The organism is Nocardia suismassiliense (genome assembly GCF_900269665.1).
GTDB lineage: Bacteria > Actinomycetota > Actinomycetes > Mycobacteriales > Mycobacteriaceae > Nocardia > Nocardia suismassiliense.
The window spans coordinates 5428056-5454369 of the sequence record NZ_LT985361.1; the positions used below are offsets into that span (position 1 = coordinate 5428056).

23 protein-coding genes and 1 pseudogene are annotated in these 26314 nt (G+C 68.4%); 8 read left to right on the plus strand and 16 right to left on the minus strand.

Annotated elements, in window-relative coordinates; genetic code table 11:
* Positions 1-24: 24 nt before the first annotated feature.
* The 3 genes from DBO33_RS24100 to DBO33_RS24110 form a co-directional block, all read right to left on the minus strand.
* Positions 25-957, minus strand: a complete 933-nt coding sequence (locus tag DBO33_RS24100; RefSeq protein ID WP_159080455.1) for an alpha/beta fold hydrolase — start codon at positions 955-957, stop codon at positions 25-27.
* 49 nt (positions 958-1006) lie between these two features.
* The gene (locus DBO33_RS24105) at positions 1007-1843 is read right to left on the minus strand and encodes an alpha/beta fold hydrolase (RefSeq protein WP_107657087.1); all 837 of its coding nucleotides are present in this window, start codon (positions 1841-1843) and stop codon (positions 1007-1009) included.
* Positions 1844-2077: 234 nt separating this feature from the next.
* Positions 2078-3037, minus strand: coding sequence for an acyl-ACP desaturase (locus tag DBO33_RS24110; protein ID WP_107657088.1), 960 nt, complete (start codon positions 3035-3037; stop codon positions 2078-2080).
* A 242-nt stretch (positions 3038-3279) separates the two neighbouring features.
* Here DBO33_RS24110 and DBO33_RS24115 point away from each other — a divergent pair, with 242 nt between their 5' ends.
* Positions 3280-4269, plus strand: coding sequence for an Acg family FMN-binding oxidoreductase (locus tag DBO33_RS24115; RefSeq protein ID WP_199856737.1), 990 nt, complete (start codon positions 3280-3282; stop codon positions 4267-4269).
* A 155-nt stretch (positions 4270-4424) separates the two neighbouring features.
* Here DBO33_RS24115 and DBO33_RS24120 read toward each other — a convergent pair whose 3' ends face one another.
* The 5 genes and pseudogenes from DBO33_RS24120 to DBO33_RS24140 form a co-directional block, all read right to left on the minus strand.
* Positions 4425-4910 carry an SRPBCC family protein gene (locus tag DBO33_RS24120; RefSeq protein WP_107657089.1) on the minus strand — a complete coding sequence of 162 codons (486 nt, stop codon included), beginning with the start codon at positions 4908-4910 and terminating at the stop codon, positions 4425-4427.
* A pseudogene (locus tag DBO33_RS24125) lies at positions 4907-5227 on the minus strand (ArsR/SmtB family transcription factor); the annotation flags it as partial. The gene DBO33_RS24120 and the pseudogene DBO33_RS24125, both read right to left, overlap by 4 nt.
* A gap of 101 nt (positions 5228-5328) precedes the next feature.
* The gene (locus tag DBO33_RS24130; protein WP_107657091.1) at positions 5329-6228 is read right to left on the minus strand and encodes a universal stress protein; all 900 of its coding nucleotides are present in this window, start codon (positions 6226-6228) and stop codon (positions 5329-5331) included.
* Between the two features lie 66 nt (positions 6229-6294).
* The gene (locus DBO33_RS24135) at positions 6295-7998 is read right to left on the minus strand and encodes a SulP family inorganic anion transporter (protein ID WP_234391006.1); all 1704 of its coding nucleotides are present in this window, start codon (positions 7996-7998) and stop codon (positions 6295-6297) included.
* Positions 7999-8283: 285 nt separating this feature from the next.
* Complete coding sequence (locus tag DBO33_RS24140) at positions 8284-9126, minus strand: nitroreductase family protein (RefSeq protein ID WP_199856738.1); 843 nt, start codon at positions 9124-9126, stop codon at positions 8284-8286.
* Between the two features lie 236 nt (positions 9127-9362).
* Between DBO33_RS24140 and DBO33_RS24145 the strand changes: the two genes are divergently transcribed.
* The 3 genes from DBO33_RS24145 to DBO33_RS24155 all read left to right on the plus strand — a co-directional run bounded on the left by DBO33_RS24145 (position 9363) and on the right by DBO33_RS24155 (position 12811).
* On the plus strand, positions 9363-10025 hold the full coding sequence (locus DBO33_RS24145; protein ID WP_107657092.1) for a response regulator: 663 nt from the start codon (positions 9363-9365) through the stop codon (positions 10023-10025).
* Positions 10026-10089: 64 nt separating this feature from the next.
* Entirely contained in the window at positions 10090-11835 is a 1746-nt protein-coding gene (locus DBO33_RS24150) for a GAF domain-containing sensor histidine kinase (protein WP_107657093.1), read from the plus strand.
* 106 nt (positions 11836-11941) lie between these two features.
* Positions 11942-12811 (plus strand): universal stress protein, encoded by an 870-nt coding sequence (locus DBO33_RS24155; RefSeq protein WP_107657094.1) that lies wholly within the window; start codon positions 11942-11944, stop codon positions 12809-12811.
* Positions 12812-12819: 8 nt separating this feature from the next.
* Here the strand turns inward: DBO33_RS24155 and DBO33_RS24160 are convergent, their stop codons facing one another.
* The 6 genes from DBO33_RS24160 to DBO33_RS24185 form a co-directional block, all read right to left on the minus strand.
* Positions 12820-13008 (minus strand): ferredoxin, encoded by a 189-nt coding sequence (locus tag DBO33_RS24160; RefSeq protein WP_107657095.1) that lies wholly within the window; start codon positions 13006-13008, stop codon positions 12820-12822.
* 18 nt (positions 13009-13026) lie between these two features.
* Positions 13027-14247, minus strand: coding sequence for a cytochrome P450 (locus DBO33_RS24165; RefSeq protein WP_107657096.1), 1221 nt, complete (start codon positions 14245-14247; stop codon positions 13027-13029).
* A gap of 89 nt (positions 14248-14336) precedes the next feature.
* Positions 14337-14819, minus strand: coding sequence for a flavin reductase family protein (locus tag DBO33_RS24170; RefSeq protein ID WP_107657097.1), 483 nt, complete (start codon positions 14817-14819; stop codon positions 14337-14339).
* A 12-nt stretch (positions 14820-14831) separates the two neighbouring features.
* Positions 14832-15092, minus strand: coding sequence for an acyl carrier protein (locus DBO33_RS24175; RefSeq protein ID WP_199856739.1), 261 nt, complete (start codon positions 15090-15092; stop codon positions 14832-14834).
* Entirely contained in the window at positions 15077-16369 is a 1293-nt protein-coding gene (locus tag DBO33_RS24180) for a ketosynthase chain-length factor (RefSeq protein WP_107657098.1), read from the minus strand. Before DBO33_RS24180 ends, DBO33_RS24175 begins: the two co-directional genes overlap by 16 nt.
* Positions 16366-17634: a beta-ketoacyl-[acyl-carrier-protein] synthase family protein gene (locus DBO33_RS24185; protein WP_107657099.1), complete on the minus strand. Its 1269-nt coding sequence runs from the start codon at positions 17632-17634 to the stop codon at positions 16366-16368. The genes DBO33_RS24180 and DBO33_RS24185 overlap by 4 nt, the downstream gene beginning before the upstream one ends.
* Positions 17635-17809: 175 nt before the next feature.
* On the opposite strand from DBO33_RS24185, the gene DBO33_RS24190 reads away from it, so the two are divergent.
* Positions 17810-19114 (plus strand): helix-turn-helix transcriptional regulator, encoded by a 1305-nt coding sequence (locus DBO33_RS24190; protein WP_107657100.1) that lies wholly within the window; start codon positions 17810-17812, stop codon positions 19112-19114.
* Here DBO33_RS24190 and DBO33_RS24195 read toward each other — a convergent pair.
* Positions 19109-19534, minus strand: coding sequence for a nuclear transport factor 2 family protein (locus DBO33_RS24195; protein WP_107657101.1), 426 nt, complete (start codon positions 19532-19534; stop codon positions 19109-19111). The genes DBO33_RS24190 and DBO33_RS24195 overlap by 6 nt on opposite strands.
* 231 nt (positions 19535-19765) lie before the next feature.
* Between DBO33_RS24195 and DBO33_RS24200 the strand changes: the two genes are divergently transcribed.
* Positions 19766-21310 carry an FAD-dependent oxidoreductase gene (locus tag DBO33_RS24200; RefSeq protein WP_199856740.1) on the plus strand — a complete coding sequence of 515 codons (1545 nt, stop codon included), beginning with the start codon at positions 19766-19768 and terminating at the stop codon, positions 21308-21310.
* A 22-nt stretch (positions 21311-21332) separates the two neighbouring features.
* Here the strand turns inward: DBO33_RS24200 and DBO33_RS24205 are convergent, their stop codons facing one another.
* Positions 21333-23225 carry a flavin-containing monooxygenase gene (locus DBO33_RS24205; protein ID WP_107657102.1) on the minus strand — a complete coding sequence of 631 codons (1893 nt, stop codon included), beginning with the start codon at positions 23223-23225 and terminating at the stop codon, positions 21333-21335.
* Positions 23226-23405: 180 nt separating this feature from the next.
* Here DBO33_RS24205 and DBO33_RS24210 point away from each other — a divergent pair, with 180 nt between their 5' ends.
* Positions 23406-24572 carry an acyl-CoA dehydrogenase family protein gene (locus DBO33_RS24210; protein ID WP_107657103.1) on the plus strand — a complete coding sequence of 389 codons (1167 nt, stop codon included), beginning with the start codon at positions 23406-23408 and terminating at the stop codon, positions 24570-24572.
* On the plus strand, positions 24569-26314 hold the full coding sequence (gene accD, locus DBO33_RS24215; RefSeq protein WP_234391007.1) for an acetyl-CoA carboxylase, carboxyltransferase subunit beta: 1746 nt from the start codon (positions 24569-24571) through the stop codon (positions 26312-26314). Before DBO33_RS24210 ends, accD begins: the two co-directional genes overlap by 4 nt.

Below are 26314 nucleotides of genomic sequence, written 5' to 3' on the forward strand. Positions count from 1 at the left end.
GTCGCGGCTCGCTGAGGTGGGCGGTTATCGGGTGGTGTCGAGGAACGTGCCGATCAGCGGTAGCAATAGATCAGCCCGGTACATGATGTCGTAATGCGTTGTGCCCGGCACAATTTCGAGCCGGGAATCGGGCTTACCGGTGTTGAGCCCGGCGACCATGTCGGTGGCGTGGTCGCGGAACAGCGCGTCGGACTCGGCGGTCAGCACGAGCGCGGGTGCTCGGACCTGCGCCAACTGAGCCGTCCAGTCATACTCCTTGCTGAGCAGGTCCCTGGTCTTGGTGACCAGACCGTGCCAGCCCGCCGGGTCCGGCGCGACACCGCTGTAGAGCTGGAACAACGGGGTTTCGCGCAGCGCATCCGGATTCATGGCGGCCATGCCCGCGCGGGTCTCCGGCACCCAACCGTCGTAGCGGAAAGGTGCCGAGGCGACGACCAACCGGTCGACCAGGTCCGGGGTGCGGGCAGCCACTTGGAGGGCGACGCCGCCGCCGAGCGAGTAGCCGAGCAGGTCGGCTTTGCCGAGCTGCAAGTGGTTGATCAGTGCCGCGACATCATCGGCCAGCGCCTCGTAGGACAACGGTCGCGCGAGATCGGGGGTGTGGCCGTGCGCCTGCAGGTCCACCGCGATGACCCGGCGGGTCTTGGCCAGCTCGGGAATCATTGCGCCGAAGGTGGATTCGCCGGTGCCGAGGCCGCCGTGCAACAGGATCAATGGCCGGCCGGTGCCGTGGGTTTCGTAGTAGAGCCTGCCGCCGTTGACCGCGGCGTAGTGGCCTTTGCCGTCGGCGGAGGCCTGGTCGGCCGCGGGGCGGACCGCCGAGGTGGCGGCGCGGTCGGTGGCCTCGGCGCTGTCGCAGCCGGTGACCAGTATGGCGGACAAGGCCACGGCGGTCAGGGCAGCAAACGAGCGCGCGCCGCCGTTGCGCGAAAAGAAAATTCCGGTGTTTTTGGGCATGACGAAGCTCCGTCGGAAATAGGTGTGGTGTGGAAAATGGGCCGCTGAGTCAGGCCACGAATCGGCTCGCGCCGACGAGGAATTCACCCGAGACCGGGACCAGGAGTTCGACATTCGGGTTGTGGCTCAACTTCGCCACTTCCACGTGCCGCGCATTCGGCAGCACTTCGGTGATGGCGCGCGCGGCGGTGCGCAACAGGGCACCGCTCTTGCCGCCGGAAATAACCAAGGTGGGCACGTCGACGCCGGCCCAGTCCGCCGGACGCAAGGCCTCGCCGCGCATGAAGCGGCCCATGATCGCCCAGTCGTGCGCGGTGGCCGGGGCGGTGGCCAGCAGGTGCTTCCAGAACGGGGTGACGCGCATCATCGCAGCGATGAAGGCGGGCATACCCATTCCCTTGGTCATGTAGTACCGCACCACCTCGGCCCGCCGGTCCTCGGCGATCATCACGTGCAACCGATCGGCGAGATCCGCTGGCGGCACGAAGTTTTCGTCGTTGGTTACGAAGGGCGGCTCGAAGGCGACCACCTTCGTAATGCCCGGTACGCGCCCCGAGGCCGCCGCCGACAGCGCCAGACCCGCCCCCGAGGACCAGCCGAACACCGCGGCTTTGCCGCCGACCGCCTCGATCAGCGCGGCCAGATCATCGATCTCGTTCGCCACGTCGTAGACGCCGGGCGAATCGGTGCTGTCGCCCCGGCCGCGTCGGTCGTAATTCACCACCGTCAACCCGTAGCGCTCGGCCAATTTATCGGCCAGCTCCACCATTTTGGGGAATGTGCGGTAGCTGAACGCACCGCCGATCAGAATGACCGTTCCGGCGTCGCCGCCGACGATACGATCGAAGGCCAGCTCGACTCCCCCAGGCGTGGTGATCGTCTCCAAGGTCTTACCTTTCCTAGCAACTGGTTACCGCGGCGATGTCCTGCGCGCTCACCCATAAAGACAGCAGCTCGCCACAGAATTAACCGCACCCGACCCGTGACCTGCATCACGGCCGCCGAATGGCGCACCATGATCTTCACCGAGGCCGACCAGCGCAACAAGCGACAACTCAGCAACGCGGGGTGTAGTTCTGCTCAACGATCACGGCGGGCTCCCCCAGTGCCAGAGCGTCACTCAGGCTCTTGCACGCTCGCGGGCCAGCGAACGGTCGCGCTGCTCTTCGAATTTCGGGATCTTCACTGTCGCCAGGTCGTCGAGGTAGGCGGCGAGGCGCTCGCGGACCTGCTCGCCGCGGGCGGTGAAGTCGGTGCGGCCGAAGATGTTCCATTGCCGGAGTACCGGCGCGAGCACGTCCTCGAGGTGCTGGCGCAGGTCGTAGACGCCGTGCTTGGCCATCAGCACGCCGTTGCGCCGGAAGTTCGGCATGCCCGCGCCGGGCATCTGGAAGTTCCGGACGATCGCGTCGATGGCCTCGATCGCCTGGTCGGGGACCAGGTCCAGGGCCGCGCCGCAGATGGTGCGGTAGAAGATCATGTGCAGGTTCTCGTCGGCGGCGATGCGCTGCAACATCCGGTCGGCGACCGGGTCATTACAGACCCGGCTGGTATTGCGGTGGGTGACGCGGGTGGCCAGTTCCTGAAAGCTCACGTAGGCAACGGAATGCAGGAAACCCGCGCCGCTGGCGACGTCGGCCGCGGTGGCGCCGGAGGCGAAACCATTGGTCATGTGGATCATCCGGGCCTGCTCGAGCGCGACGGGGTCGACGCCGCGGGTCACCACCAGATAGTCCCGGAGCACGGTGCTGTGCCGCATCTCCTCCGCGGTCCAGCGGCCGACCCAGGTGCCCCAGGCGCCGTCGCGGGAGAAGTTCTCGGCGATCTCGCGATGGTAGGAGGGCAGGTTGTCCTCGGTGAGCAGGTTCGTCACCATCGCGGCCTTGGCGACCTCACTGAGCCGCGATTGCCCGGCCTCCCAATCGATCCCGCCCAACTCGGCGAAATTGCGGCCCTCGTCCCACGGCACGTAGTCGTGCGGCTGCCAGTCCTTGGTCATCGACAGGTGCCGGTGCACACAGTCCTCGGCCATCGGTTCGAGGTCGGTCAGGATCTCGCGTTGTGTCAGATCGCGCGGCAACAGTGTTCCTACCCTTCGCTTCGATGAATGCGGCGGAATGCCCTCGACTCGACCGGCTTCCGGCGGCTCCCATGTCACCACCGCGCGCGGCGGGCGGGCAGGGCCGAAGGTCCCAGGCCGTAGGGTCCGATTGCCTCAGCGGGACCCTGCCGCCCGCACCCGCCGGAACTGGGGCCGGAGGTCCCCGGATCAGCTGCGCAAAGGCCATATCGGCGGCGCCGGGACCGGACGAAACTCGCGATATGACCGACAAAGACCCCGAGGTGCCGGACCACCCGACGATGCTGGCGGCGATGCGGCTGGCTTGTCGCGCGCCGTCGGTGCACAACACGCAGCCGTGGCGCTGGGTGTTCGACGGAACCCGGCTGCGCCTCTACACCGACACCGACCGCCAACTACTGGCCACCGATCCCCGGGGGCGCCAGCAGCTGATCAGCTGTGGCGCCGGGCTGCATCACCTGCGCAGCGCCTTCGCCGCCTACCACTGGCACACCGACACGGTGCGCCTGCCCGACCCCGCTGAACCGCAGCACCTGGCGACCATCGAGTTCCGGCCATGGCCCGACCCGCCCGACGGGATCCGCGCCCGCACCAGTGCGATCGACCGCCGCTACACCGATCGGCTGCCGATGCTCGAGCCACAACGCTGGGACGACATCGTGCACACCTTGCGAATGCTGGTGTCGCCGCACGACATCGCGCTCGACGTGCTCGACGAGAGCGCGCGAGCACGGCTGTCGACCGCTTCGGAGCAGTCGGCCGCGCTACGCCGCTACGACATGCAGTACCAGGCCGAATTGCAGTGGTGGACCGGGCATCACGAGATGCCGGAGGGCATCCCACCGGCGTCCATGGTCTCCGACGCCGAGTTCGCGAGGGTCGGTGTCGGCCGGGCGTTTCCACCGGTGCCGCATTCGATGCGCCGCGCCGAGATCGAGGACCGCGCACGCCTCGTCGTGCTCAGCTCGACCGGCGACTCCGCCATGCAGTGGCTGCACACGGGCGAAGCGCTATCGGCGGTGCTGCTCGAGTGCACCGCCGCCGACCTGCACACCTGCGCCCTCACCCACGTCACCGAAGTCCCCGCAGGCCGCCGACTGCTGGCCGGCCTCACCGCCCACGACGGCCTGCCCCAAGTCGTCATTCGCATCGGCGCGGCCCCGGACGACCACGAACCGCCCCCGACCCCACGACGCCCACTGACCGACGTGTTCACCACGCGACGTGGATGAACGTCCGTCCCGCTTTCGGAGACCTTGGTCCGGTCGCCCCGGGACCAAGGACCCTGACCCGCACGGTCCGCTGACGGGCACGCTGATCGAGCGGGCCGCGGCAAGCCGCCCAGCCGCGGCCCGCTCGCACCGGCACGTGCCTGCGCCGTAGCCCGTCAGCCTCGAGCCTCGTCGACAGCCTCGAGGTACCGCTGCAAGTAATGCGGCCAGCCGCCCTCGCCGTCGACACCGGCGCGCACCGCCTCCCATCCGTCGCCGTGGCGGTCGATATGCCGGTGTTCGAGTTCGACGCGCGTGTGGTCCGCGTCCTCAGCGGTGAACCGGACCTCCACCTCGCTGGTCTTGTCCGGGTCGGTCTCGATTTCCCAGCGCCCGTTGATATCCCAGGTGAACACCACCCGGTTCGGCGGCTCGTAGGCCAGTACCCGCGCCCACCGGCACACGCTGCCGTCCTCGCCCCGGTCGTAGATGTGCCCGCCGACTCGCGGCTCGAACACCGTCTCGGCGATCGGGACCGCCAGCAGATTGTGCTCGCGCGGCTTTATCGCGTCGAAGCGCTCGGTGAACAACGCGAACGCACGCTCCAACGGTGCGTTGACGACGATCTGCAACTGCACCGGTTCGGCTTTGGTCTGGGTCATGACTTCTCCTGATCTTCGTCGACTATCTGTTGATACGTCGCGAGGGCTCGACTCCAGAACCGGTCGAGTTGTGCACGCAGCGCGCCCATCCCGTCCGGATTCAACTGGTAGATCCGGCGCGTACCGACGGCCCGATCCAGCACCAGCCCCGCATCTTTGAGCACCTTCAAATGCTGGGAAACCGCAGGGCGGCTGATCGGCAGCTCGCGCGCGAGCTCACCGACCGCCTGCGGTTTCTCAGCCAGGCGCTCCAAAATCGTGCGCCGCATTCGATCGGCGAGCGCACCCCATTCGTCTCCTGCTTGGTAAGTCTCTACGAACCGTAAGTCTTCGCTTACCGAAGCGAGTTGTCAAGGCTCCGACGGGACAACAAAAAGCGCGGGGCCGAGTGCTCTCGACCCCGCGCCCGGCGGTGCGGTCAGTGTTCGCGCACGACGATCATCGGCACCTCGACCGAGTGCAGCAGTGCGTTGCTGGTCGAGCCCAGGACCATGCTGGCGAAGCCCCCGCGTCCGTGGCTGCCGACGACGACCAGTTGGGCGCTCGAGGATTCGTCGAGCAAGGATCGAACGGGCCTGTCGGCCACCACGATTCGGCGCACCGTGACATCGGGATAGCGGTCGGCGTAACCTGCGAGGCTCTCCGCGAGCACGGCCTCGGCGGACTGTTGCGCGGCATCCCAGCCTGCAACCGGCAGGTCGAAACCACTGGTGTCACTCCAGGCGTGCAACGCGGTCAGCCCGACCTTGCGGCGCGACGCCTCCTCGAACGCGAGCTCCACCGCGGGCACACTGTTGCCGGTGCCATCGACACCCACCAGGACCGGCTGGGTCGCCGACACGACATCGATCGCGGCACTGCCATGGATGACCGCGACCGGGCAGTGCGCATGATGGGTGGTGGCGGTGCTGACCGAACCCAGCAGCCCACGCTGGAAGGCACCGATCCCCCGGCTGCCGACCACCAACATGCGCGCCTGTGCCGAACGCTCGATCAGCATCGGGATGACCAGTTCGAACGACACCTCGGTGGTGAGGTGCGGCGCCGCGCCCGGTGCTGCCGTCCGGGCCACCCTGCTGGCCTCGGTCAGGATGCGCTCGCCGTCGACGCGCAACCAGTCCAGATCCGTCTCACCCAGCCCGAGGCCTGGTCCGAAGCCGGGCTGGATCGCCATCGAGGTGAGCAGGTGCAGCCGGCAGTTGTGCAGGACGGCTTCGACCGCCGCCCACGCCGCCGCCTGATACGAGCTCGCGGAGCCGTCGACGGCGACCAGAATCGTCGGGTCTTGCATTGCGTTCGAGGGACTTTCGGCTGCCATGGTCTGTCCTTTCGGAGGGTCTGCCATCGACTTCGAGCATCGCGCTGTCACCGGCGGATAACAAGGTCACCCACCGGGCGACCGCTTCTCGCGGTCCGCCTCGTAGGCGGCCACCGCCGTCGGCAATGTGGGATAGAGGTGGTGTTCCCCGATCGCTGCGGTCAGCCCGAAGGCGTCCAGGTCGTCACGAAGGTCCCGCTTCACCCTGGCCATCGCGAAGACGATGTCCCGCGCGGCCAGGTCGGCCCGGAGCTGTTCGACGGCGTCGAGGGCGGTGAGGTCGACCTCGACATTGGCTTCGACATTGAGGACGAACCAGCGCACCGGCTCGCCGCCGTGCTTGCTCCACCAGTCGACCGCCGCGAGCGCCCCGCGGTGCAGGTCCTCGGCGTTGGCGAAGCACAGAGGGGCGTCGTAGCGGTAGATCACCAGTCCTGGAACGGGTTTCGCGCCGGGATAGTCGTCGACGTCGTGCATGCCTGCCAAACCCGGCACGAAGCCGAGGACGGCATCGTGCGCGCGGGCGATGCGGCGCAGCAGATCGAACGTCGACAGCGCGATCGCCACCAGCACGCCGTACAGCACGCCGAGCGCCAGCACGGCCGCGACCGTACCCAGCGCGAGAACCAGCTCGCTGCGCCGGAATCGGGCGATCCGCCGGAACTCGGCCAGATCGATCAGCCGCAATGCCGCGTAAATGACCAAGGCCCCCAACGCCGCCGACGGGAACGCCGCAAGCACATCGCGGGCACCGAGCAGCACCGCGAGCACACTGCCCAGCGCGACAATGGAATACAGCTGGGTGCGCGCGCCCATCGCATCCGCGATCGTGGTCCGGCTGCCGCTGCAACTCACCGGGAACCCGTGCAGCACCCCGGCCGCCACATTGGTCGCGCCGAGCGCGGCCAGTTCGGTGTTCGCCTCCACGCGATAGCCGTTGCGTGCGGCGAAAGCCCTTGCGGTGAGCGCGTTGTCAGAGAAGCCGACTACCGCGATGCCGACCGCAGGCAGGATGAGCGCCGCCACATCGGCCATCGCGACCGCGGACAGTCCGGGCACCGGGATGCCCGCGGGAATCGTCCCGACGACCCGAATGCCGTAGCGCTGCAACGAGAACACCGCGACAACGCCGGTGGCGAGCAGCACTGCCAGCAGCGGTCCCGGCACCCGCGGCGCACGCCAAGCCAGCACCAGCAGCCCGCTCAGCACCGCGGCCGCGAGCACACTTGTCGGCCAGTGCCACTGGTCCAGCTGCGTCACGAACGAACGTAGCTGCGCGACAATCGATTCCCCGGTCACCGGAACCCCGCTGACCCGCCCGAGCTGACTGGCGATCATCATCCCCGCGGTGCCCGCCAGATACCCGATCAGCACCGGCCTCGACAGCAGATCCGCCAGCACCCCCAATCGGGCGACCGCCGCCAGCAGACACACTCCGCCGACCAGCAACGCCAACACCGCCGCGAGCGCGGCATACCGCTCGGGATCGCCCAGGGCCAGCGGAGCCAGCGCGACCGCGGTGAGCAACGCGGTCGTCGACTCGGGCCCCACCGACAGCTGCCGCGAAGTAGCCAGCAGCGCATACACGGCCAGCGGCCCGAGCACCGCCCACAACCCCACCACCGGCGGCAACCCCGCCACCGTCGCGTACGCCATCACTTGCGGAACGAGATACGCGGCCACGGTGATACCAGCGACCAGGTCGGACCTGAGCCACGCCCGCTGGTAGCCGTCGAATTGCCGGAGCCCCGGCAGAAAACGTGCCAGCACTGTCCCAGCATTGTGCCCTCCGCAGGACGATGCGGGGATCAACTGCCGGAGGTGCCTCGCCCTGTGTCGCGTCGGCACCCGTACGCCCGCGAGCATGACGGCGGCTGCCACCTCCTGAGTGCCCGCTCGGCCGCGCTGCCTTTCCACCACCACGCGGTGCCCCGCGCCCACCAGCGCCGCGGCCACCCCGTAATGGTCCCGTCGGGCGCGGTGCCGAAGGCTGCGGGCCGTGATCCTCCTGGTGGAATCGCGCTCATGCCGACGCCATACTGCTGTCCGGCACATTCAGCATGGACCCGCGTGACTGCTGCGGCAGGCCCAGCTGCGCGCGTCCTCGAGAGTCGGCTCCGGCGATCCGGCGACGGTCGGTGCCCAGCCGATGCGGACGACGGCCTGGGGGTGGGCGGTGCCGTCGAGCACGCCGGTGCGGACGGTGCGGCGCAGCTCCGGGGTTTCGAGGGGGTGGGTGAGCAGGGCGGTGGCGAGGCCGATGTTGGTGGCGGTCAGCAGGACTGCGCTCAGGGCCTCGCCGGCGCGCAGGCGGGAGGTGCGGTCGTCGGCGGTCGTGCCGATGACCAGCAGCTCGGCGAAGTCGGGATCGGGCCTTTGCTCGCTCGGATCGATCACCTGTTCGCGGGCCGGATCGGTAGCTCGGCGCACGAGCGCACCCAGGGCGGTGGCGCGTTCGGTCACCAGGCCCAGGCAGCCGGGTGGGATCGGCAAGGAGGTGAAGTGCCGGTGGTCGGTGTGCCTGCGTGAAATGGCCGCGCTCAGTGCGATTTCCACCGGCGTCGGGCGATGGCGTAGCAGCCGCACCGACGCCAGGTGGTCGGGCTGGGCTGGGTTCGGTAGTCGACGGACCACCGCGGACCAGCCGAGGGCGGCGAGGGCGACGCGCAAATGATGCAGGGACGCACCACAACTCAGCACCGGCCCGCGCTGATCGGGGTCGGCCGCCCGCGCCGGATCGAGGTAGAGGTGGATGGCGCGACTGCCGATCTGCCAGCGCCACGGCTGGGTGTCGGCGACCGACGGCGCTCGCGCCGCGAGTGCCAATGCGGTGTCGAGGGTGGTGCTGTCGGGTAATCCGTAATCCATGTCGCGGGCCTCCATCTCCTGTCGACCCACCGTCGCACCGGTGCATCGGCCCGGGTAAGGGGAAGACGGCCCTTGCCCGTAGGACTTCCGACGCCGATCGCCCCGGCCCATGTGCCTGAGAAGGTCGCGCCCACGGCGTTCGGCGGCGGCGCGGCGAACCGGGGCACCCGTGCACTCCATCGAGCTCGATGAGTCAAGGGACTTAGGTCCTCAGAACAGGGTCCAACTCCGTCGCCCCGCGCCCGAGTGCTCCGTAACCTGGAGGAATGCCGGAGTTGCCCCCGATCAAGGTGTTCCTGGTCGACGACCACGAAATCGTCCGCCGCGGCGTCGGCGACCTCATCGGGCTCGAGCCCGACCTCGAGGTGATCGGCGAGGCAGGCACCTTCTCCCAGGCCCTGGCCCGCATTCCCGCGCTGCGCCCCGATGTGGTGGTGCTGGATGTGCGACTACCCGACGGCAACGGCATCGAACTGTGCCGCGAACTGCTCTCCGCGAACCCGGAACTGCGCTGCCTGATCCTCACCTCGTTCACCGACGAACAAGCCATGCTCAACGCGATCCTCGCCGGGGCGAGCGGTTACGTCGTCAAAGACATCAAGAGCCTCGAACTCATCGAAGCCATCCGCGAGGTCGGCGCCGGTAAATCCCTGCTGGACAACCGCGCCGCCGCCGCGTTGATGGCCAAACTTCGTTCCGAAGCCGAGGCCAAGACCGGCCCGCTGGCCAGCCTGACCGACCAGGAACGCGTACTGCTCGCTTTGCTCGGCGAGGGCCTGACCAACCGGCAGATCGCGGGCCGGATGTTCCTGGCCGAAAAGACGGTGAAGAACTATGTCTCCCGATTGCTGACCAAGCTCGGCGTCGAACGGCGCACCCAAGCCGCCGTCCTGGCCTCCAAGCTGAACCAGCCGGACCGGGAGCGGTAAGCCGCCCGACTCCGAGGCCCGGCGGGAGGAATTCGAAACGTCCGGACGTGAAAGAATCCCGGGTATGGATCGCGAGCCGCCTGTCGCAGCCGCCGGCGGCCGAACGCCGGTGACCGAAACGCTGTCGCAGCTCCGGCTGCGGGAGCTGCTCGTCGAAGTCCAGGACCGGATCGCCCAGATCGTCGACGTCCGCGACCGCATGGACCGGCTCATCGAGGCCATGCTGGTGATCACCGCCGGACTCGACCTCGACAACACCCTGCGCTCGATCGTGCACACCGCCATCGAGTTGGTCGACGCGGGTTACGGCGCGCTCGGCGTCCGCGAAACCGACAAGGCGAGCTTGCAGCTGTCCGAGTTCGTCTACGAGGGCATCGATGACCGGACCCGGGTGATGATCGGCGATCTGCCGCGCGGCCACGGCGTGCTCGGCGTGCTGATCGAGCAGCCGAAACCCATTCGGCTGTCGAACCTTTCGGATCATCCGTCCTCGGTGGGGTTCCCCGCGCACCATCCGCCGATGAGCACCTTCCTCGGCGTCCCGGTCCAGGTCCGCGATGAGGTGTTCGGCAACCTCTACCTCACCGAGAAGGCCGGCGGTCAAGAGTTCACCGAGGACGACGAGGTCGTCGTGCAGGCGCTCGCCGCGGCCGCGGGCATCGCCATCGAGAACGCCCGCCTCTACGAGCAGTCCAGGCAGCGGCAGCAGTGGCTCGAAGCGACCCGCGATGTGGCCACCGAACTGCTGGCGGGCGGCGAACCGAACGAAGTGCTGACCCTGGTCGCCGACCGCGCGCTGACGCTCACCGAGTCGTCGTGCACCTTCCTCGCGCTGCCCGAGGACCCGGACATTCCGCAGGACGAGGTGACCGAGTTGGTGGTGGTCGCCGCCGCGGGCACCGGCGCGGAAAAGCTACTCGGACAACGGATCCCGGTCGACGAATCGCACTCCGGCGCCGCGTTCCGGGACGGACACACCGCCGCGGTCGACCAGCTCGCCTACACCGACCTCTTCGACTCCACCGCCACTTTCGGTCCCGCCCTTGTCCTTCCGTTGCGCGCGGGCCAGTCGGTCATCGGCGTGCTCACCACCTTGCGGCCCACCGGTGCACCGCCACTGGACACCGCGGCCCAGTCGATGATGGCCGCCATCGCCGATCAGGCGGCCCTGGCCCTGCAACTGTCGGACAACCAACGCCAGCGCCGCGAACTCGACGTGCTCTCCGACCGCGACCGCATCGCCCGCGGCCTGCACGACCACGTCATCCAACGCCTCTTCGCCGTCGGCCTGTCCCTGCAAGGCACCGCGCAACGCGCCCGAGCACCCGAGGTCAAGTCCCGGCTCATCGAAACCATCGACGACGTGCAAGCGATCGTGCAGGACATCCGCCACTCCATCTTCGACCTGCAGAGCAACACCGCCGCCGACTCCTCGAAGTACCGAAAACACTTGCACGGCATCATCGTCGACATGACCGCCGACACCGGCCTGCGCACCACCGTGCGCCTGGCCGGCCCGGTCACCGTCCTCGCCCCACCCCTGTCCGACGATGTCGAAGCAGTCCTACGCGAAGCGGTCAGCAACGTCGTCCGGCACGCCTCCGCCACCACCGTCGCGGTCGAACTCAAAATCCGCGACGACGTCACCATCGAGGTCACCGACGACGGCGCCGGCGTCCGCGCCGACAACACCCGCCGCAGCGGCCTGGCCAACCTCGCCGCCCGCGCCGAACAAGCAGGCGGCACCTTCAGCATCGACAGCAAACCCGGCGGCGGCACCGTACTGCGCTGGTCCGCACCGCTGCCCTAAGACCTCTCGATTCGGGACCAACGCCAGCAGCGCCGGGACGTGCCGAATTCCTAACCTACGGGTACCGGAAAACAACGGTTCCGAAGGCAGAGAGGCGCGAATTCAGATGTCTACCAACAGCATCAATCCCCCGGTCGTGGTCGGCACCGACGGCTCGGCCACCGCCACCGAGGCGGTGCGCTGGGCCGCGCTCGACGCGGCCCGCCACGGCGCACCGCTGCACATCGTCTACGCCATCGGTGCGCCGATGGACTTCGGCCCCGGCCTCGCCTTCGATCAGTTCGACTACGACGCCTACCGGAAGGCCGGGGCCGCCGCGGTCGCCGCCGCGACCGAAACCGCAAGGGCCGCAGCCGAACCCATGCATCACCTCGACATCACCACGGTCGTGGCCGAGGCGCCGCCGATCCCGGTGCTGTGCGACCGCTCCAAGGATGCGCGACTGCTCGTCGTCGGCACCCGCGGGCTCGGCGCCTTCCGCCGCGGGCTGCTCGGCTCGGTGAGCACCTCGGTGGCGCGGCACGCGCACTGCCCGGTCGCGGTCATCCCCGAGGAGCCCGCGCCGAGCTCCCGCCGTCCCGTGGTGGTCGGCGTGGACGGCTCACCCAGCAGCGAACTGGCCCTCGATATCGCCTTCGACGAGGCCTCGCGCCGCCGGGTCACGCTGATCACCGTCCTCACCTGGTCCGAATTCAATCGCTACATTCCCCGCCACGACATGCAGAAAGAGGCCGAGGAACTGCTCGCCGAAAACGTCGCGGGCTACGGCGAGAAGTACCCCGACGTGAAAGTCCTCCGGCTGGTCGCCGAAGCCCGGCCCGCCCAGCGGCTGCTCGAGACCGCCGAACAGGCGCAGCTGATCGTCGTCGGCAGCCACGGCCGCGGTGGTTTCGCGGGAATGACCCTCGGGTCGGTCAGCCAGGCCGTGCTGCACTGCGCCGACTGCCCCGTCATCATCGCCCGACCTGCCGGCTGAACAAGCGACTACTCCGTCAGCGCAATGGCACCGGATGGGCAGAGGTCGACGGCCTCGCGGACTGCGGGGTCGTCGGCGGCGGCGGGATCGAGCACTTCGACGAGGCCGTCGTCGTCACCCTGGTCGAAGATGGCGGGGGCGGTGAGGGCGCACAGGCCTGCGCCGACGCAGACGGTTCGGTCGGCGGTTATTCGCATGGGTCTCCTCTGCGCCGGTCACCAGGTGACCGGAAGTTCGTTGACGCCTTGGATTGTCGAGCCGGGCCGCAGGGTCAGTTGTTCCACGGGCACGGCCAGGCGCAAAGTCGGGATGCGTTCGAACAGTGCCGCGAGGGCTATCTCGAGTTCCAGCCGGGCCAGGTTCTGGCCGAGGCACTGGTGCACGCCGTAGCCGAACGAGAGGTGGTGGCGGGCCGAGCGGTGCACGTCGAAGGTGTCCGGATCGGCGAAGACCGAACCGTCGCGGTTGGCGATGGCGTTGCTGACGAGCACGCCGTCGCCCGCCTTGATCAGGTGGCCGTCGATCTCGATGTCGGCCGTCGCGAATCGACCGCCGCCGACGTCGGCGATGGCCAGGTAGCGCAGCAGTTCCTCGACCGCACCCGGAATGAGGCTGGGGTCGGCGCGCAAGGCAGCGTGCTGATCGGGATGGGCCAGCAGCGTGATCACCGACAGCGCGATCATCGATGCCGTCGTCTCGTGGCCCGCGACGAGCAGCAACATCGCGGTCGCGACCAGTTCACCCCGATCGATACCGCCGTGCGCCAGTTGATCTTCGGCCAGCGCGGACAGCAGCCCGGGACCCGGCTGGTTCTGCAACGTGGTGATCAGCCCGTCGAGGTAGGCCTCGACTTCCGCCCGCGCACCGATCGCCTCCGCCGCGGTGGTCCCCTGCACGATCCGCCTGCTCGCGTCCTGGAACAGTTCGTGGTCCGCGTACGGCACCCCGAGCAGTCGGCAGATCACCAGCGACGGCACCGGCAGCGCGAACCGGCTGACCAGATCGGCGGGCGGTCCCGCGGCGAGCAGGTCATCGAGGCAGCCGTGCACGATGCGCTCGATGTCGGCCCGCATGCCCTTGATCCGCTTCACGGTGAACTCGCTGATCAGCATCCGCCGCTTGACGGTGTGTTCGGGCGGGTCGAGGGAGATGAACACCCGCGGGCCGTTCCGGAACATCCGGAAGCGGGGCGACACCGCGGGAAAGTTCGGATGCGACCGATCCGAGGACAATCGAGGGTCGGCGAGCAGCGCGCGGGCGGTCTCGTGCTTGGTGACCACCCAGGCCGGGCGACCGTCGAAGAGGGTCACCCGGCGCAGCGAGTCGTCGCCGTCCCGGAGCCGGGAATACTGCTCGGGTAGCTGATAAGGACAGGTCCGGTCGCTCGGAAAGGCCGGAGCTTGATCGGTTCGGGGCGGCGCAACAGTGTCGGACATCGTTCCCCTCGAGCTCGTAAGATGCTCTTGCGTACTCTCTTTGAGAGTAGAACGACTTACCCGGCCACGCAGCTGAACGACCGCCCGTGCTACACCAAGGCGGCGAACCTGCGGTCGCAGTAGACGGCCGGTGGTAGCTCGCTCGGGGCGCAAAGCTGTTCCACCGCACCGACCATGATCAGGTGATCACCGGCCGGTCGCCGGTCGTGCACGGTGCACTCCAGCGCCGCAACGCAGTCGGCGACCACCAGCCCGCCGCGCGCGGTCGGCACGAATCCGCCCGCACCGAACTTGTCGCCGTTCTTGCTCGCGAACCGGCTCGCGAGGGCACCCTGGCCGGTGGCCAGGATGCTTACCGCGAACCGGTCGGCGTGCGCGAAGACGGGATAGCAGTTCGCTTTCCGCGCCAGGCAGACGAGCACGAGCGGCGGCTGTGCGGAGACCGAACAGAACGAGCTGGCCGTGAAGCCGACCGGCCGGGGCCCGTCGGTCGTGGTGACGATCGTGACGCCACTCGGAAAGCGCGCCATCACCTCGCGAAAGAGCACGGCCGTATCGGCGGTGGCAGGCATGAAGACTGCCGCCTACGCCGCATCCGAGGCGGCCTCGTTGACGAGTGCGATGAACTCACTCGGCGTGCGCAGCTCGATGAGCCGATCGTCGGGCAGGCCGACACCGAACTCCCGCTCGATCCGGGCCGCGGACTCCATCAGCGCCAGCGATTCGTAGCCGAGGTCTTCGAAGAGGGTGTCCGCGAATTCGGTGTCGGACACCGGCCGATCCGGTTCGCCCGCGCTGGCGATCAGGATGCGTCGCAGGTCGTCGATGGTCATGATCTTGCGCATGATGTCTCCTCTGAGTGTGTTCGGTGTTCGGACACGGCGGGACGGGCGGGCCAGCCGCTCGCCTGCCGTACGACCACGGCCGAGTTGAAACCCCACAGGCCGCGGGCGAGTACTAGTGCGGTCGAGACCCGAGCCGGGCGCGGCGTCTGCCGCACCAGATCGAGCTGGTAGTCGTCGGGCACGTCGTGCGTGCCCGTCGTATGCGGGAGCACGCCGTCCCGGATGGCGAGCAGCGCCGCGGCGACATCGAGCGGTCCACCGCCCGAATACAGCCGTCCGGTCAGTGTTTTCGGCGCCGTCACCGGCACCCCGTGTGGGCCGAAGATGTTGCCGATGGCCGTTGCCTCGGCACGGTCGGCATCCGGCAGAGCCACTGCGTCGGCGAAAACAACGTCCACCTCGGCGGGCGTGATACCCGCGTCGGCGAGCGCCAACTCGGCGGCGCGTTGCAGGCCGGGCGGCCGCGGCGAACCGGGCGGCGGATCGAAAGTCGATGCATACCCGGCGATCTCGCCGTACACGTGGCTCGCGCCACGAGCCCTGGCCGCATCGGGATCCTCCAGCATCAGGATGGCTCCACCCTCCCCTGGTACGAAACCCTGTGCTGCGCAATCGAATGGCAGATACGCACGTGCCGGATCGGCCGCGTCGCTGAGACGCCCGCCGGCGATCTGGGAAACCCAGCCCCAGGGATCGAGCGCCGAGTCGACGCCGCCGGTCACCACGCACGGCGTGCCGCGCCGGATGGTGCGCCGTGCGTGCCCGATGGCGTCGAGCCCGCCGGCCTGCTCCGCGACCAGGGCGCTGCTCGCGCCGCGCATCCCGTTGCGGATCGAGATCTGCCCGGTGTTGACCGCGTAGAACCACGCGAACGACTCGTAGACGCTCACCGTCTGCGGACCCTGCGACCACAGCTTCTGGAACTCACGGTGCGTGAATTCGAAACCGCCGCAAGCGTTTGCGGTGACCACGCCCATGTCGTAGTCGACCAGTTCATCGGACTTCAGCTCGGCGTCCGCGAGCGCCCAGTCGGCCGCGACGAGCGCCAGCCGGGTCGAGATGTCGGTTTGCGGCAGCAACCGGTCGGGCAGGTGATCCGCGGCGTCGAAGCCGGTGATCTCACCCGCCAGTTGCACCGGATAGCGCGATACGTCGAACCGGGTCAGCCGATCGATGCCGCTGACGCCATGCAATGTCGCGTCCCAGAACTGTTCGAGCCCAAGCCCGTTCGGCGCGACCACGCCGATGCCCGTCACGACGGGGTTGCCGGTGATCATCGAGTCGTTCCTTCCGGGCGGCGCAGCACCATCGCGCTCTGGAATCCGCCGAACCCGCTGCCCACCGTGAGCACGGTCCGCACGTCGAGTTCGCGCGCGACGCGCGGCACGTAGTCGAGGTCGCATTCGGGATCGGCCTCGTGCAGGTTCGCCGTGGGCGGCACCACCCCGTACTCGAGGGCGAGCGCGGACGCGGCGATCTCCACCGAACCGATCGCACCCAGCGAATGCCCGACCATGGACTTGATCGAGCTGATCGGCGTCCGATAGGCGTGCTCGCCCAGCGCGCGTTTCACGGCCGCCGTCTCGTGCCGGTCGTTCTGTTTGGTGCCGGAGCCGTGCGCGTTGATGTAGTCGATGGCGGTGCCGTCGATCTGCGCCTCGTCCAAGGCGGCCCGGATGGCCTCCGCCATCTCGCGACCGTCGGTCTTCAGCCCGGTCATGTGGTAGGCGTTGCACCGGCTGGCGTACCCGCTGATCTCGGCATAGATGTGCGCGCCGCGGCGCCGCGCGTGCTCGTAGCGCTCCAGCACGAACATCGCCGCGCCCTCCGCCAGCACGAAACCGTTACGGGAGCGGTCGAATGGCCGCGATGCGTGCTCGGGATCGTCGTTGTTGGTCGTCGTCGCCTTGATCGCGTCGAAGCACGCCACCACGATCGGCGTGATCGGCGTGTCCGTGGCGCCGGCGAGCATGACGTCGGCGCTGCCCTCCCGGATCAACTGGCAGGCATGACCCACCGAGTCCAGCCCGGAGGTGCATCCGTTGGAGACCAACGACACCGGCCCCTCGGCCCCGACCGTCCAGGCCACCTCCGCGGGCATGACGCTGGGCGCCAGGTAGTCGAACATGTGCGGGGACAGCCACTCGTAGTCGACCAGCCAGTTCCGGCCGGAGTCGGACAGCACGAGATACTCGCGCTCCAGGCTGGTCGCCGCGGCGACCGCGCTGCCGAGGGTGACGCCGACCCGATGCGGGTCGATCGACTCGAAGTTCAGCCCGCTGGCCGCCACCGCGTCGCGCGCACACACCGTCGCGAACTGGGTGGCCCGGTCCATCCGGCGAATCTCGCGCTGGCTCAGGCCTTCCCACACCGGATCGAAATCCGCCTCGCCGGCGACCCGAGAGCGGTAGGGCGACGGGTCGAAGAACGAAATTCGCCGGGTCGCCGTGCGGCCTTCGGTCAGCAGGTTCCAGAATTCCTTGATGCCGTTGCCGCCAGGGGCACGCACCCCTATTCCGGTAATCACCACGCGGGGCGTCATCGCACGGAACCAACGGGCTCGGTGATCATGGTCATCTTGCTCAACACGACCTCTCTCCAGGGTTGATGTCTGGAGTAATGCTGAGTGGCTCGGCTCGAGTCCTGGTCGAGCACAGCTCGGTCGCGGCTCGGTGATACCGGCGACACCTGTGGCCGAGCGACGTATTCTCGGGCCTATGGCAGGCGGGGCTTGGGGAAATTCGGCAAGGGCCTTGGCGTCGGCGAACGAATTGATGCGTGCGCCACTGAGCGGAATTCTGGCCACCCTGTCGACCATTCTCCTGGAGCTGATCGACCATCGCGCGCTGATCATGCTCACCGGCGACTGCCCGAAATCACCACTGTGGGCGACGGGCGACGCCGAGCTCACCGAGTGCGTCAGCACGACCGAAATGTCGGCGCTGGCACGGGAAGTCGATGTCGGCACGCCGAGGTTCGGGCGCGCGGTGCTGGCCGGCGCGCCGCGCGACGTGCTCGCCTTCGCGGCGTCCCCGCCCAACTCCGCGGGCGCGTTGCTCGCGGTCGTCACCGACGGCGACGCCGAGCCGCCCGCGGCGACCGCCGAGACGGTGCAGCAGCTGTGGGACCTGACTACGGCACGCATCCGCGACTTGATCCAGACGGTCGCACCCGTCGAATCCTCGGGGCTGCTCGCCGGCGGCGATCGGGTCCGCGCGATCGCCGACCTCGCCGACGAGCACGCCGCCACCCTGTCCACGCTGCTGGCGGCCCTGCGAGCCCGGGATCTCGACGACGCGACGGCCCGCCGGACGGCCGTCGACATCGCGGTCTCCGCGATCATCCGGCACCGTTCGGTCGACGACGTGGACCGGGTCGCGGACATCCTCGGCGAGGAGCGGGCCGACCGCGCCTACACCCGGCTGTCGGACATGCTCGGCATGCTCTCGCACTACGGCGCCGTCACCCTCGAATACTCGGCCTTCGACGGCGGCCAGCGCCATATTCCGTCGCACGTCACCGAGATCGCGCGGACAGTCGCGCGCGGCTGCGTCCTGTCGATGCTCGCGCAGGACGGGATCAGCCGAATCCGGGTGTGCTGGGATCTGGCCGACACCGAATTGCTGATGACGATCCGCGACGACGGGCCCGGCACGCTCACCGTCGAGTCGTTCACCCCGCACCGGGTCACCGATCGTGTGGCCGTGCTCGGTGGGTCGCTCGAACTCGACGCGGTGCCCGGCTGGGGCGCCACCGTCACCATCCGGCTACCGCTGCTGGTCCGCGAGATACCGCGTTCCGACCTGCGCAGCACGCTGAATCCGCGCGAGGTCGACGTACTGCGCCACCTCGTGCTCGGGCACCGCAATCGCGCGATCGCCGACGATCTGCACATCAGCGAACACACGGTGAAGTTCCATGTGGCGCGGATCTTGAAGAAGCTCAACGCGGGTTCGCGCGGTGAGGCCGCGGCCATCGCCCGGTCCCTGGGTTTTCCGACCGCGGCACTGCCTAGATCATGACGGCCAGTCCGAAATCATCTCCGCCACGCTCGACCCCTCCGGCACTCCCTGATGCACGTCCCATTTCTCGGCCAGCAAACCATCCTCGATGCGCCAGATGTCGACCACGATCACGACGGGGCCGTCCGGTTCGAGCTGCACCAATCCGTGCGTCCACACATGGTCGTCCTCGGCCACCATCCGCCGAATCGTCAAGGTGAACTCCGGAAACGGATCACCGACCTCCTTGCGGAAGGTGTCCACGGTGCGCTGCCGTCCCACTCCCACGCCCGGATGATGGTTGACGAAATCCGGCCTGAGCAGTTCGGCGGCGCGGTCGAAGTTCTTCTCGTTGTAGAACAGCCGGATGAAATCGCTGACCAGCGTCTTCTGCGGCGCCAGCGCGTCCTCCCCCACCACGGTCGTGCTGTTCGATTGCATGGCCCTCCCTTGCCGACGTTCGAACCTGTTCGTCCTCTCATCCTCACACTTCCGCGCGGCCGGCAGAACTAGCCGGTCGAGTAGCCGAACCCGTACCTTCGAGCGATTGTCCGCCCGCCCGGCCTGGCGATAACCTCACCGCAAGGGGATGGATTTCTTTTCTGTGCCTTGGCGTCCGCGACCGATCGGCCGGACGCCGGATGTTTTATGCGAGCATTACGGGAGGGTGCTGTGCAGGAAATCACGTCGACTGCAACGGAATTCGGGCCGGTGATCATCACGCCCGACAGTAAACGTTATCCACAAATGGTCGTCGGCTGGAACAGGCGATTCGTCGCCGCGCCGGAATCGGTCTGGCTGGTCGGTAACACCGAGCAGGTGGTGCGGGCCGTACAGGAGGCGGTCGACTCCGGCAAACGAATATCCATTCGCGGCGGCGGCCATTCGTATGGCGATCTCGTTTACCACGCCGAGGCCGAAGTCATTCTCGACATGTCGCAGATGAACGCCATCTATTACGACCGGGACCGCTGCGCATTCGCGATCGAGAGCGGCGCGCTGCTCAGCGAAATCTATGAAACGCTTTTTCGCGGTTGGGGTGTCACGCTGCCCGGCGGCGTATGCCCGTCGACCGGTATCGCCGGTCACGCGACCGGCGGCGGCCACGGGCTGCTGTCCCGGATGCACGGCAATGTCAGCGATCTGCTCGAGGCGGTCGAGATCGTCGTGGTCGACGCCGACGGCTGCGCCAGGGCGGTGGTCGCCTGCCGCGACGACACCGGCGCGCTGAATGATCTCTGGTGGGCGTGTTCGGGGGGCGGCGGTGGCAGCTTCGGCGTGATCACCCGGTTCTGGTTCCGTTCGCGCGATGCCTTCGGCGACGATCCGGAGACGCAACTGCCCCAACCACCGACCGAAGTTCTCATCCACACCCAATTCATTCCGTGGGCGGTACTGGACGAGGAGAAGTTCGCGAATCTGCTTCGCAACCACGGGCAATGGCATGTGGACAACAAGCATCCGGACTCCCCCGGCCGGGAGTTGGCGGGCATGATCTTCGTCGGGCATGTGTCCGGCGGCGGCATCGGGATGCTCACCCAGGTCGACGCGACCGTGCCCGGCGCGGAGAAGCTGCTCGACGACTACCTCGCCACCGTCACCGCGGGCACCGGCATCACCGGCCCGTTCCCGCGCCGCAGGCTGGGCTGGTGGGCCTCCACCGAGACGGTCGACACGAGCAATCCCACGGTGATGACCAACGCGACATTGCGCAGCACGGTCAAAGCGGCCTACTTCCGGCAGAACTTCACCGACGAGCAGATCGCGGCGATCTACCGGAACATGACCCGCTCCGACTACCAGGCCCCGCCGCCCGGCGCGGCGGTGCTGCAGCTCGGCGCGATCGCCGGCGGTAAGGTCAACTCGTTCAGTGCGACGGAAACGCCGGTGTTCCAACGCGATTCATCCTTCTTCGCCTGGTTCCAGGCCTACTGGACCGAGGCCGCCGACGACGACATGCACCTCAACTGGGTGCGGGATATCTACGGTCAGACGTTCGCGTCGACCGGCGGATATCCGGTGCCCGGTGATCGCTACGAAGGCTGCCAGATCAACTCGCCGGACCCGGACATCTTCGATGACCGGTACAACAAGTCCGGTGTCGCCTGGCCGACCTTCATGTTCGGTGACAATTACGACCGGTTGCAGCGCGCCAAGTGCACCTGGGACCCCAATGACGTGTTCCGGCATTCTTTTTCGATCCGTTTGCCCGACTAGGTCGTGTTCCGGCGGGTTGCGATCAGTAGAGATCGTAATCCGCCGGATTCACCCGCTTGGTGCGCGCCCAGTATTCGCGGGCGGTGAACGGCCAGTTGACCGCCGAGCGGCCGTTCTCGTTGTACCAGCCGCCCACCGTCGTCCGCTGCCAGGCGCGATTGCGGTTGCCGTTGTCGACCCTGGCATTGTAGGCATCGTGCACGTCCTTGCGGACCGTCAGCGCGCGTTTGCCGTTCGCCAGCAGCAACCGGATCGCGTCGAGGATGTAGGTCGTGCCGCATTCGGAGAAGTACACGATGCTGCCGCCCTGGCCGACCAGATTCGTGTTCGGCCCGTACAGGCAGAACAGGTTCGGGAATTGCGGCACCGTGATACCGAGATACGCGCGCGACTGGCCGTTCCACATCTCGTGCAGGTCGACCCCGCTCTGGCCGGTGACCCGCATCGGCAGCAGGAACTCCGAGGCGCGGAAACCGGTGGCGTAGATGATGACGTCGGCGTCGAACTCGGTGCCGTTCGCGACCACTCCGGCGGGGCTGATGCGCTCGATCGGGTCGCACACGAGCCGCACATCGGGTCGCTTCAGCGTCGCCAACCATCGACCGTTGTCGCGCAGCACTCTTTTGGCGCCGACCGGATACTTCGGGATCACCTTGTCCAGGAGTTCCGGCGCATCGGCCAGCTGAGCCTGCATCGCTTGCCACAACGACGCCCGCAACTCCTCGTTGCGCGCGGACACCGCGTGCTCACTCGGCGGATAGTCCTCGTCGACGATCCAGCCCTCCAGAATCCCCCGCAGACCCGGGGCGAACAGCCAGAAGCGATACCACTGCAGGTAATACGGCACCTGCGCGAAGAGCCACTGCGCGCCCTCGGACAGTGTGTCGTGATAGTGCGGGGTCGGCCGCAGCCACGGCGGATTGCGCTGGAACACAGTGATTTCCGCGGGCGTGCCGGCGAGTTCGGGCACCAGCTGATAGGCGCTCGCCCCGGTGCCGATCACCGCGACCCGCGCGCCGGTGAGGTCCACCGAATGGTCCCAGGTCGCGGAGTGGAAAGCGGGTCCGGCGAATTCGTCGCGGCCCGGGATGTCCGGCAGTCGCGGGCGGTTCAGCTGCCCGACGGCGCTGATCACCGCGTTGTGCCGGACGGTCTCGTCGCCGCCGGGACCGTGCGTGGTCAGCTGCCAAACCAGTTCCCGGTCGTCCCAAGCCATTTCGCGAACCTCGGTGGCGAACCGGATGTGCTCGGTGAGACCGTACTTCTGGGCGAAGTCGCGCAGGTAGTCCAGCATCACGTCCCGCGTGCAGAAGTGTTCGGGCCAATCAGGTTTGGGCGCAAAGGAATAGTTGTACAGGTGGCTGGCCACGTCGGTGCGGCAGCCGGGATAGGAGTTCTCGAACCAGGTGCCGCCGACCTCGGGATTCTTTTCGTAGATCACGAAGTCGACGCCGGCCTGGGCGAGCCGGTACGCGGCGAGCAATCCGCTGAAACCCGCGCCGACGATCGCCACGCTGAACGGTTCCGCCGCGCCGCCCGCAGTCCAGCGCGGCGCCTTCGGATCGTGCTCGGGTAGCGCGATCTCCTCGCTGAGCAGCCCGATGAGGTCCGCGGTGTCCGAACCCATGGCCCAGGTGGTGATCGCCCGCAGCAGCGCCGGGTCGGGCGGCGCCGCGGGTGATCCGTTGTCGCGCAGCCGCCGTAACGCCGCGAAGGCGAGCTCGCGGGCCTGCGCCTGCTGGGCGTCGGTCAGGCCCCCCTGCGGCGCGAACAGCCAGCCCGGTGCGCGCAGGTCGTCGCGCAGCACGGACAGGTCGCCGGTGAGGTGGGCCACGGTCATCAGCATCGCTGGAAGTTCCGCATGGCCGAGAAACGCACGCAACTCGTCGTCGGCCGCGGTGATCGCCGGATTCATGACGCTCAGCGTCGCGCTGCCCGCTCGGATTCCGGTCGAATCCGGCTGGTGCCGGGTGCCCCAGCGGGCGTCGAGCGGATCTCGACTCGCCGCTGCGACCGTGGTCTCCGATGTGCCGGACGGCCTCGGTACGAACCGGGACCGACGCCCACCGAATCACCCATGAGCCGAGGAGAATTCATGTCCGAGTCCGAGAACAGCCCGACCTTGTTGCAGTCCGCGGCGCACGACGTCGCGGCCGTCGCGGCCGCCGAAGCCACGACCGCCGAGGCGAGTCGGCGCTTGGCTCCCGACGTGGTGAAATCCTTTGTCGTCGCGGGCTTTCCGCGACACTTCGTGCCCGCCGAGTGCGGCGGCACGATGGGCACCTTCGCCGACCTCGGCCGGGCGGTCGCCACGCTGGGCACCGGCTGCACCGCGACCGCATGGTGCGCCTCGCTGGCCGCGCACACCTCGCGGATGGCGGCGCATCTGCCCACCGCGGGCTACCGGGAGATCTGGGCCGACGGACCGGATGCCCTGCTGGTGGCGGCATTGTCACCCTCCGGCACCGCCGAACCCGTCCCCGGCGGTTATCGACTGTCGGGCACCTGGCCGTTCGTGAGCGCCATCGACTACGCCGATTGGGGCATGCTCACGGCGCTGGTGCCGCGCGACGGCGAGCCGGAGCCAAGGGTGCTCGCCGTGCCCCGCGCCGCGATGCGGACGGTGGACACCTGGCGCAACATGGGGATGGCGGCGACCGGCAGCAACATGGTGATCGTCGAGGATGTCTTCGTCCCCGAGGCACGCACCATCGGGCGCGCCGATCTGTTCGCCGGACGCGCGAACGACTCTGCCGCGCCGTGTCATTCGGTCCCCATGCAGGCCACCACCATGATGTTCGCCTACCCCGCGCTCGGTGCGGCGAAGGGCGCGCTGCAAGGCTGGCTCGACCACGTCACCCCGAAGATCCGCGCCGCCGCGAACCAGCCGAAGCCGGCCCTGCCCGGCATGCCGACGTTCAACCGCACCTCGCACGACGTCACCCTGGCCCGCGCCGCCACCGAGATCGACGCGGCCGAACTGCTGCTCGGTCGCGCGGCGGCGACCGCCGACGCCCCACCGATCACCACGTACGACACCATGCGGAACTGGCGCGACGTGGCGGTGGCGACCGACCTGCTCGTCGGCGTCGCCAACCGGCTGCTGCGCGCGGTCGGCACCAGCGGTCAGGCCGCGGGCCACCCGGTGCAGCGCTTCTGGCGCGACATCAACTCGGTGGCCGGACATCAGGCGTTGCAGGTCGAGTCGGCCGCAATCGCCTTCTCCCATCAGGTGATCGACAACGCCGAGGAAGCACGATGACCGAAACTGTGATGAACACGCCTGTCGCGGACCATGATCCGGCGGCCGACGTCGAATGGGTACTGTGCCGTGCCTGCAAGACGCCGATCTACGGCAGACGGTTGCGCCGCAATCTCCAGGTATGTCCCGAGTGTGCCGCGCATCTGCCGGTGACCGCCCGCGAGCGGCTGACGCAGCTGGCCGACGACGGCCGATTCACATTGCTGCCGTTCGAGATGACCAATACCGACCCGCTCGGCTTCGTCGACACGGTGCCCTATTGGCAGCGGCTGTCCCAGGCTCAGGCGCAGACCGGGATGGCGGAGGCGGTGCTCTGCGCGCGCCTGACCATCGACGACCACCCGGTGATCGCCGCGGTGATGGACTTCCGGTTTCTCGGCGGCAGCCTCGGCACCGCCGTCGGCGAGTTGATCACCCTGGCCATCGAAACCGCGCTGGCCGAACGCATTGCGCTGCTGCTGGTCACCTCCTCGGGTGGCGCGCGGATGCAGGAGGGCGCGCTGTCGCTGATGCAGATGGCGAAGACGAGTGCGGCCCTGAGCGATCTCGATCGGGCGGGTGTGCTGTGCGTCTCGCTGATCGCGGATCCGACCTTCGGCGGCGTGGCGGCCTCGTTCGCGACCCTCGGGGACATCATCATCGCCGAACCCGGTGCCCGCCTCGGGTTCGCCGGACGGCGGGTCATCGAACAGACCATCCGGCAACAGCTTCCGGCGGACTTCCAGACCGCCGAGTTCCTGCTGGAGCGCGGCTTCATCGACATGATCGTGCCCAGGCCACAGCTGCGGGCCGAGCTGGGAAACCTGTTGCGACTGAACGGCGCCGGTGACAAGCCCCAGATCCCGGCCCGGCGCTCCGACCGCTCGTCCGCCATAGTCACCGACCCGGATCAGCTGCCGCACGCCTATCCGTGGGACCAGGTGCGCAAGGCACGCTCACTCGATCGGCCTACCGCGCTGGACTATCTCGGGTACGCCTTCGAAGGCTTCCGCGAGCTGCACGGGGACCGGATCTCCGGCGAGTGCCCGGCCTTGATCGGCGGAACGGCACGCCTGGACGGGCTGCCGGTCATGGTGCTGGCCACACAGAAAGGTCACACCCCAAGGGAATTGGCCGAGCGCAACTTCGGCATGGCCTCGCCGGCCGGTTATCGCAAGGCGGCGCGGCTGATGCGCATGGCCGACAAACTCGGCGTGCCGATCGTGACCCTCATCGATACCCCCGGCGCCTACCCCGGCGCCGACGCCGAGGAGCGCGGCCAGGCGGTGGCCATCGCGGAGAACCTGCGGCTGATGGCCACGCTGTCGGTACCGGTGGTGGCCGTCATCATCGGCGAGGGCGGCAGCGGCGGCGCGCTGGCCTTGGCGGTCGCGAACCGCGTGCTGATGTTCTCCGACGCCGTGTACTCGGTGATCAGTCCCGAGGGTTGCGCGGCCATCGTCTGGAAGGACGACACGGCCGTCACCGCGGCGGCACAGGCCTTGCGCCTCAACGCCCGGGAACTGTTGCGGCTCGGCGTGGTCGACGGCGTATTGCCGGAGCCGGACGGCGGTGTCGGCGCGGACCCGGTCCGGGCCGCCGAGACCCTCCGGTCCGCACTGACCGCCGCGCTGCACGAGTTGGGCGGGCTGGCACCGACACAGCTGCGGCTGGCACGGCGGGCCCGCTTCCGCGGCTTCGGCGCCTCGGTCGCGGTCGAGACCGAGCTGGCCGACATCGAAGACTGGGCCCGGCGGAGGTAG

Bases quoted from the DNA above. Each gene is read 5' to 3' on its own strand.
- DBO33_RS24120 (WP_107657089.1), bottom strand. From the start codon at position 4,910: ATGACCCAGACCAAAGCCGAACCGGTGCAGTTGCAGATCGTCGTCAAC.
- DBO33_RS24175 (WP_199856739.1), bottom strand. From the start codon at position 15,092: ATGCGCAAGATCATGACCATCGACGACCTGCGACGCATCCTGATCGCC.
- DBO33_RS24170 (WP_107657097.1), bottom strand. From the start codon at position 14,819: ATGCCTGCCACCGCCGATACGGCCGTGCTCTTTCGCGAGGTGATGGCG.
- DBO33_RS24100 (WP_159080455.1), bottom strand. From the start codon at position 957: ATGCCCAAAAACACCGGAATTTTCTTTTCGCGCAACGGCGGCGCGCGC.
- DBO33_RS24205 (WP_107657102.1), bottom strand. From the start codon at position 23,225: ATGAATCCGGCGATCACCGCGGCCGACGACGAGTTGCGTGCGTTTCTC.
- DBO33_RS24185 (WP_107657099.1), bottom strand. From the start codon at position 17,634: ATGACGCCCCGCGTGGTGATTACCGGAATAGGGGTGCGTGCCCCTGGC.
- DBO33_RS24155 (WP_107657094.1), top strand. From the start codon at position 11,942: ATGTCTACCAACAGCATCAATCCCCCGGTCGTGGTCGGCACCGACGGC.
- DBO33_RS24190 (WP_107657100.1), top strand. From the start codon at position 17,810: ATGGCAGGCGGGGCTTGGGGAAATTCGGCAAGGGCCTTGGCGTCGGCG.
- DBO33_RS24165 (WP_107657096.1), bottom strand. From the start codon at position 14,247: ATGTCCGACACTGTTGCGCCGCCCCGAACCGATCAAGCTCCGGCCTTT.
- DBO33_RS24210 (WP_107657103.1), top strand. From the start codon at position 23,406: ATGTCCGAGTCCGAGAACAGCCCGACCTTGTTGCAGTCCGCGGCGCAC.
- DBO33_RS24145 (WP_107657092.1), top strand. From the start codon at position 9,363: ATGCCGGAGTTGCCCCCGATCAAGGTGTTCCTGGTCGACGACCACGAA.
- DBO33_RS24150 (WP_107657093.1), top strand. From the start codon at position 10,090: ATGGATCGCGAGCCGCCTGTCGCAGCCGCCGGCGGCCGAACGCCGGTG.
- DBO33_RS24180 (WP_107657098.1), bottom strand. From the start codon at position 16,369: ATGATCACCGGCAACCCCGTCGTGACGGGCATCGGCGTGGTCGCGCCG.
- DBO33_RS24115 (WP_199856737.1), top strand. From the start codon at position 3,280: ATGACCGACAAAGACCCCGAGGTGCCGGACCACCCGACGATGCTGGCG.
- DBO33_RS24195 (WP_107657101.1), bottom strand. From the start codon at position 19,534: ATGCAATCGAACAGCACGACCGTGGTGGGGGAGGACGCGCTGGCGCCG.
- accD (WP_234391007.1), top strand. From the start codon at position 24,569: ATGACCGAAACTGTGATGAACACGCCTGTCGCGGACCATGATCCGGCG.
- DBO33_RS24160 (WP_107657095.1), bottom strand. From the start codon at position 13,008: ATGCGAATAACCGCCGACCGAACCGTCTGCGTCGGCGCAGGCCTGTGC.
- DBO33_RS24130 (WP_107657091.1), bottom strand. From the start codon at position 6,228: ATGGCAGCCGAAAGTCCCTCGAACGCAATGCAAGACCCGACGATTCTG.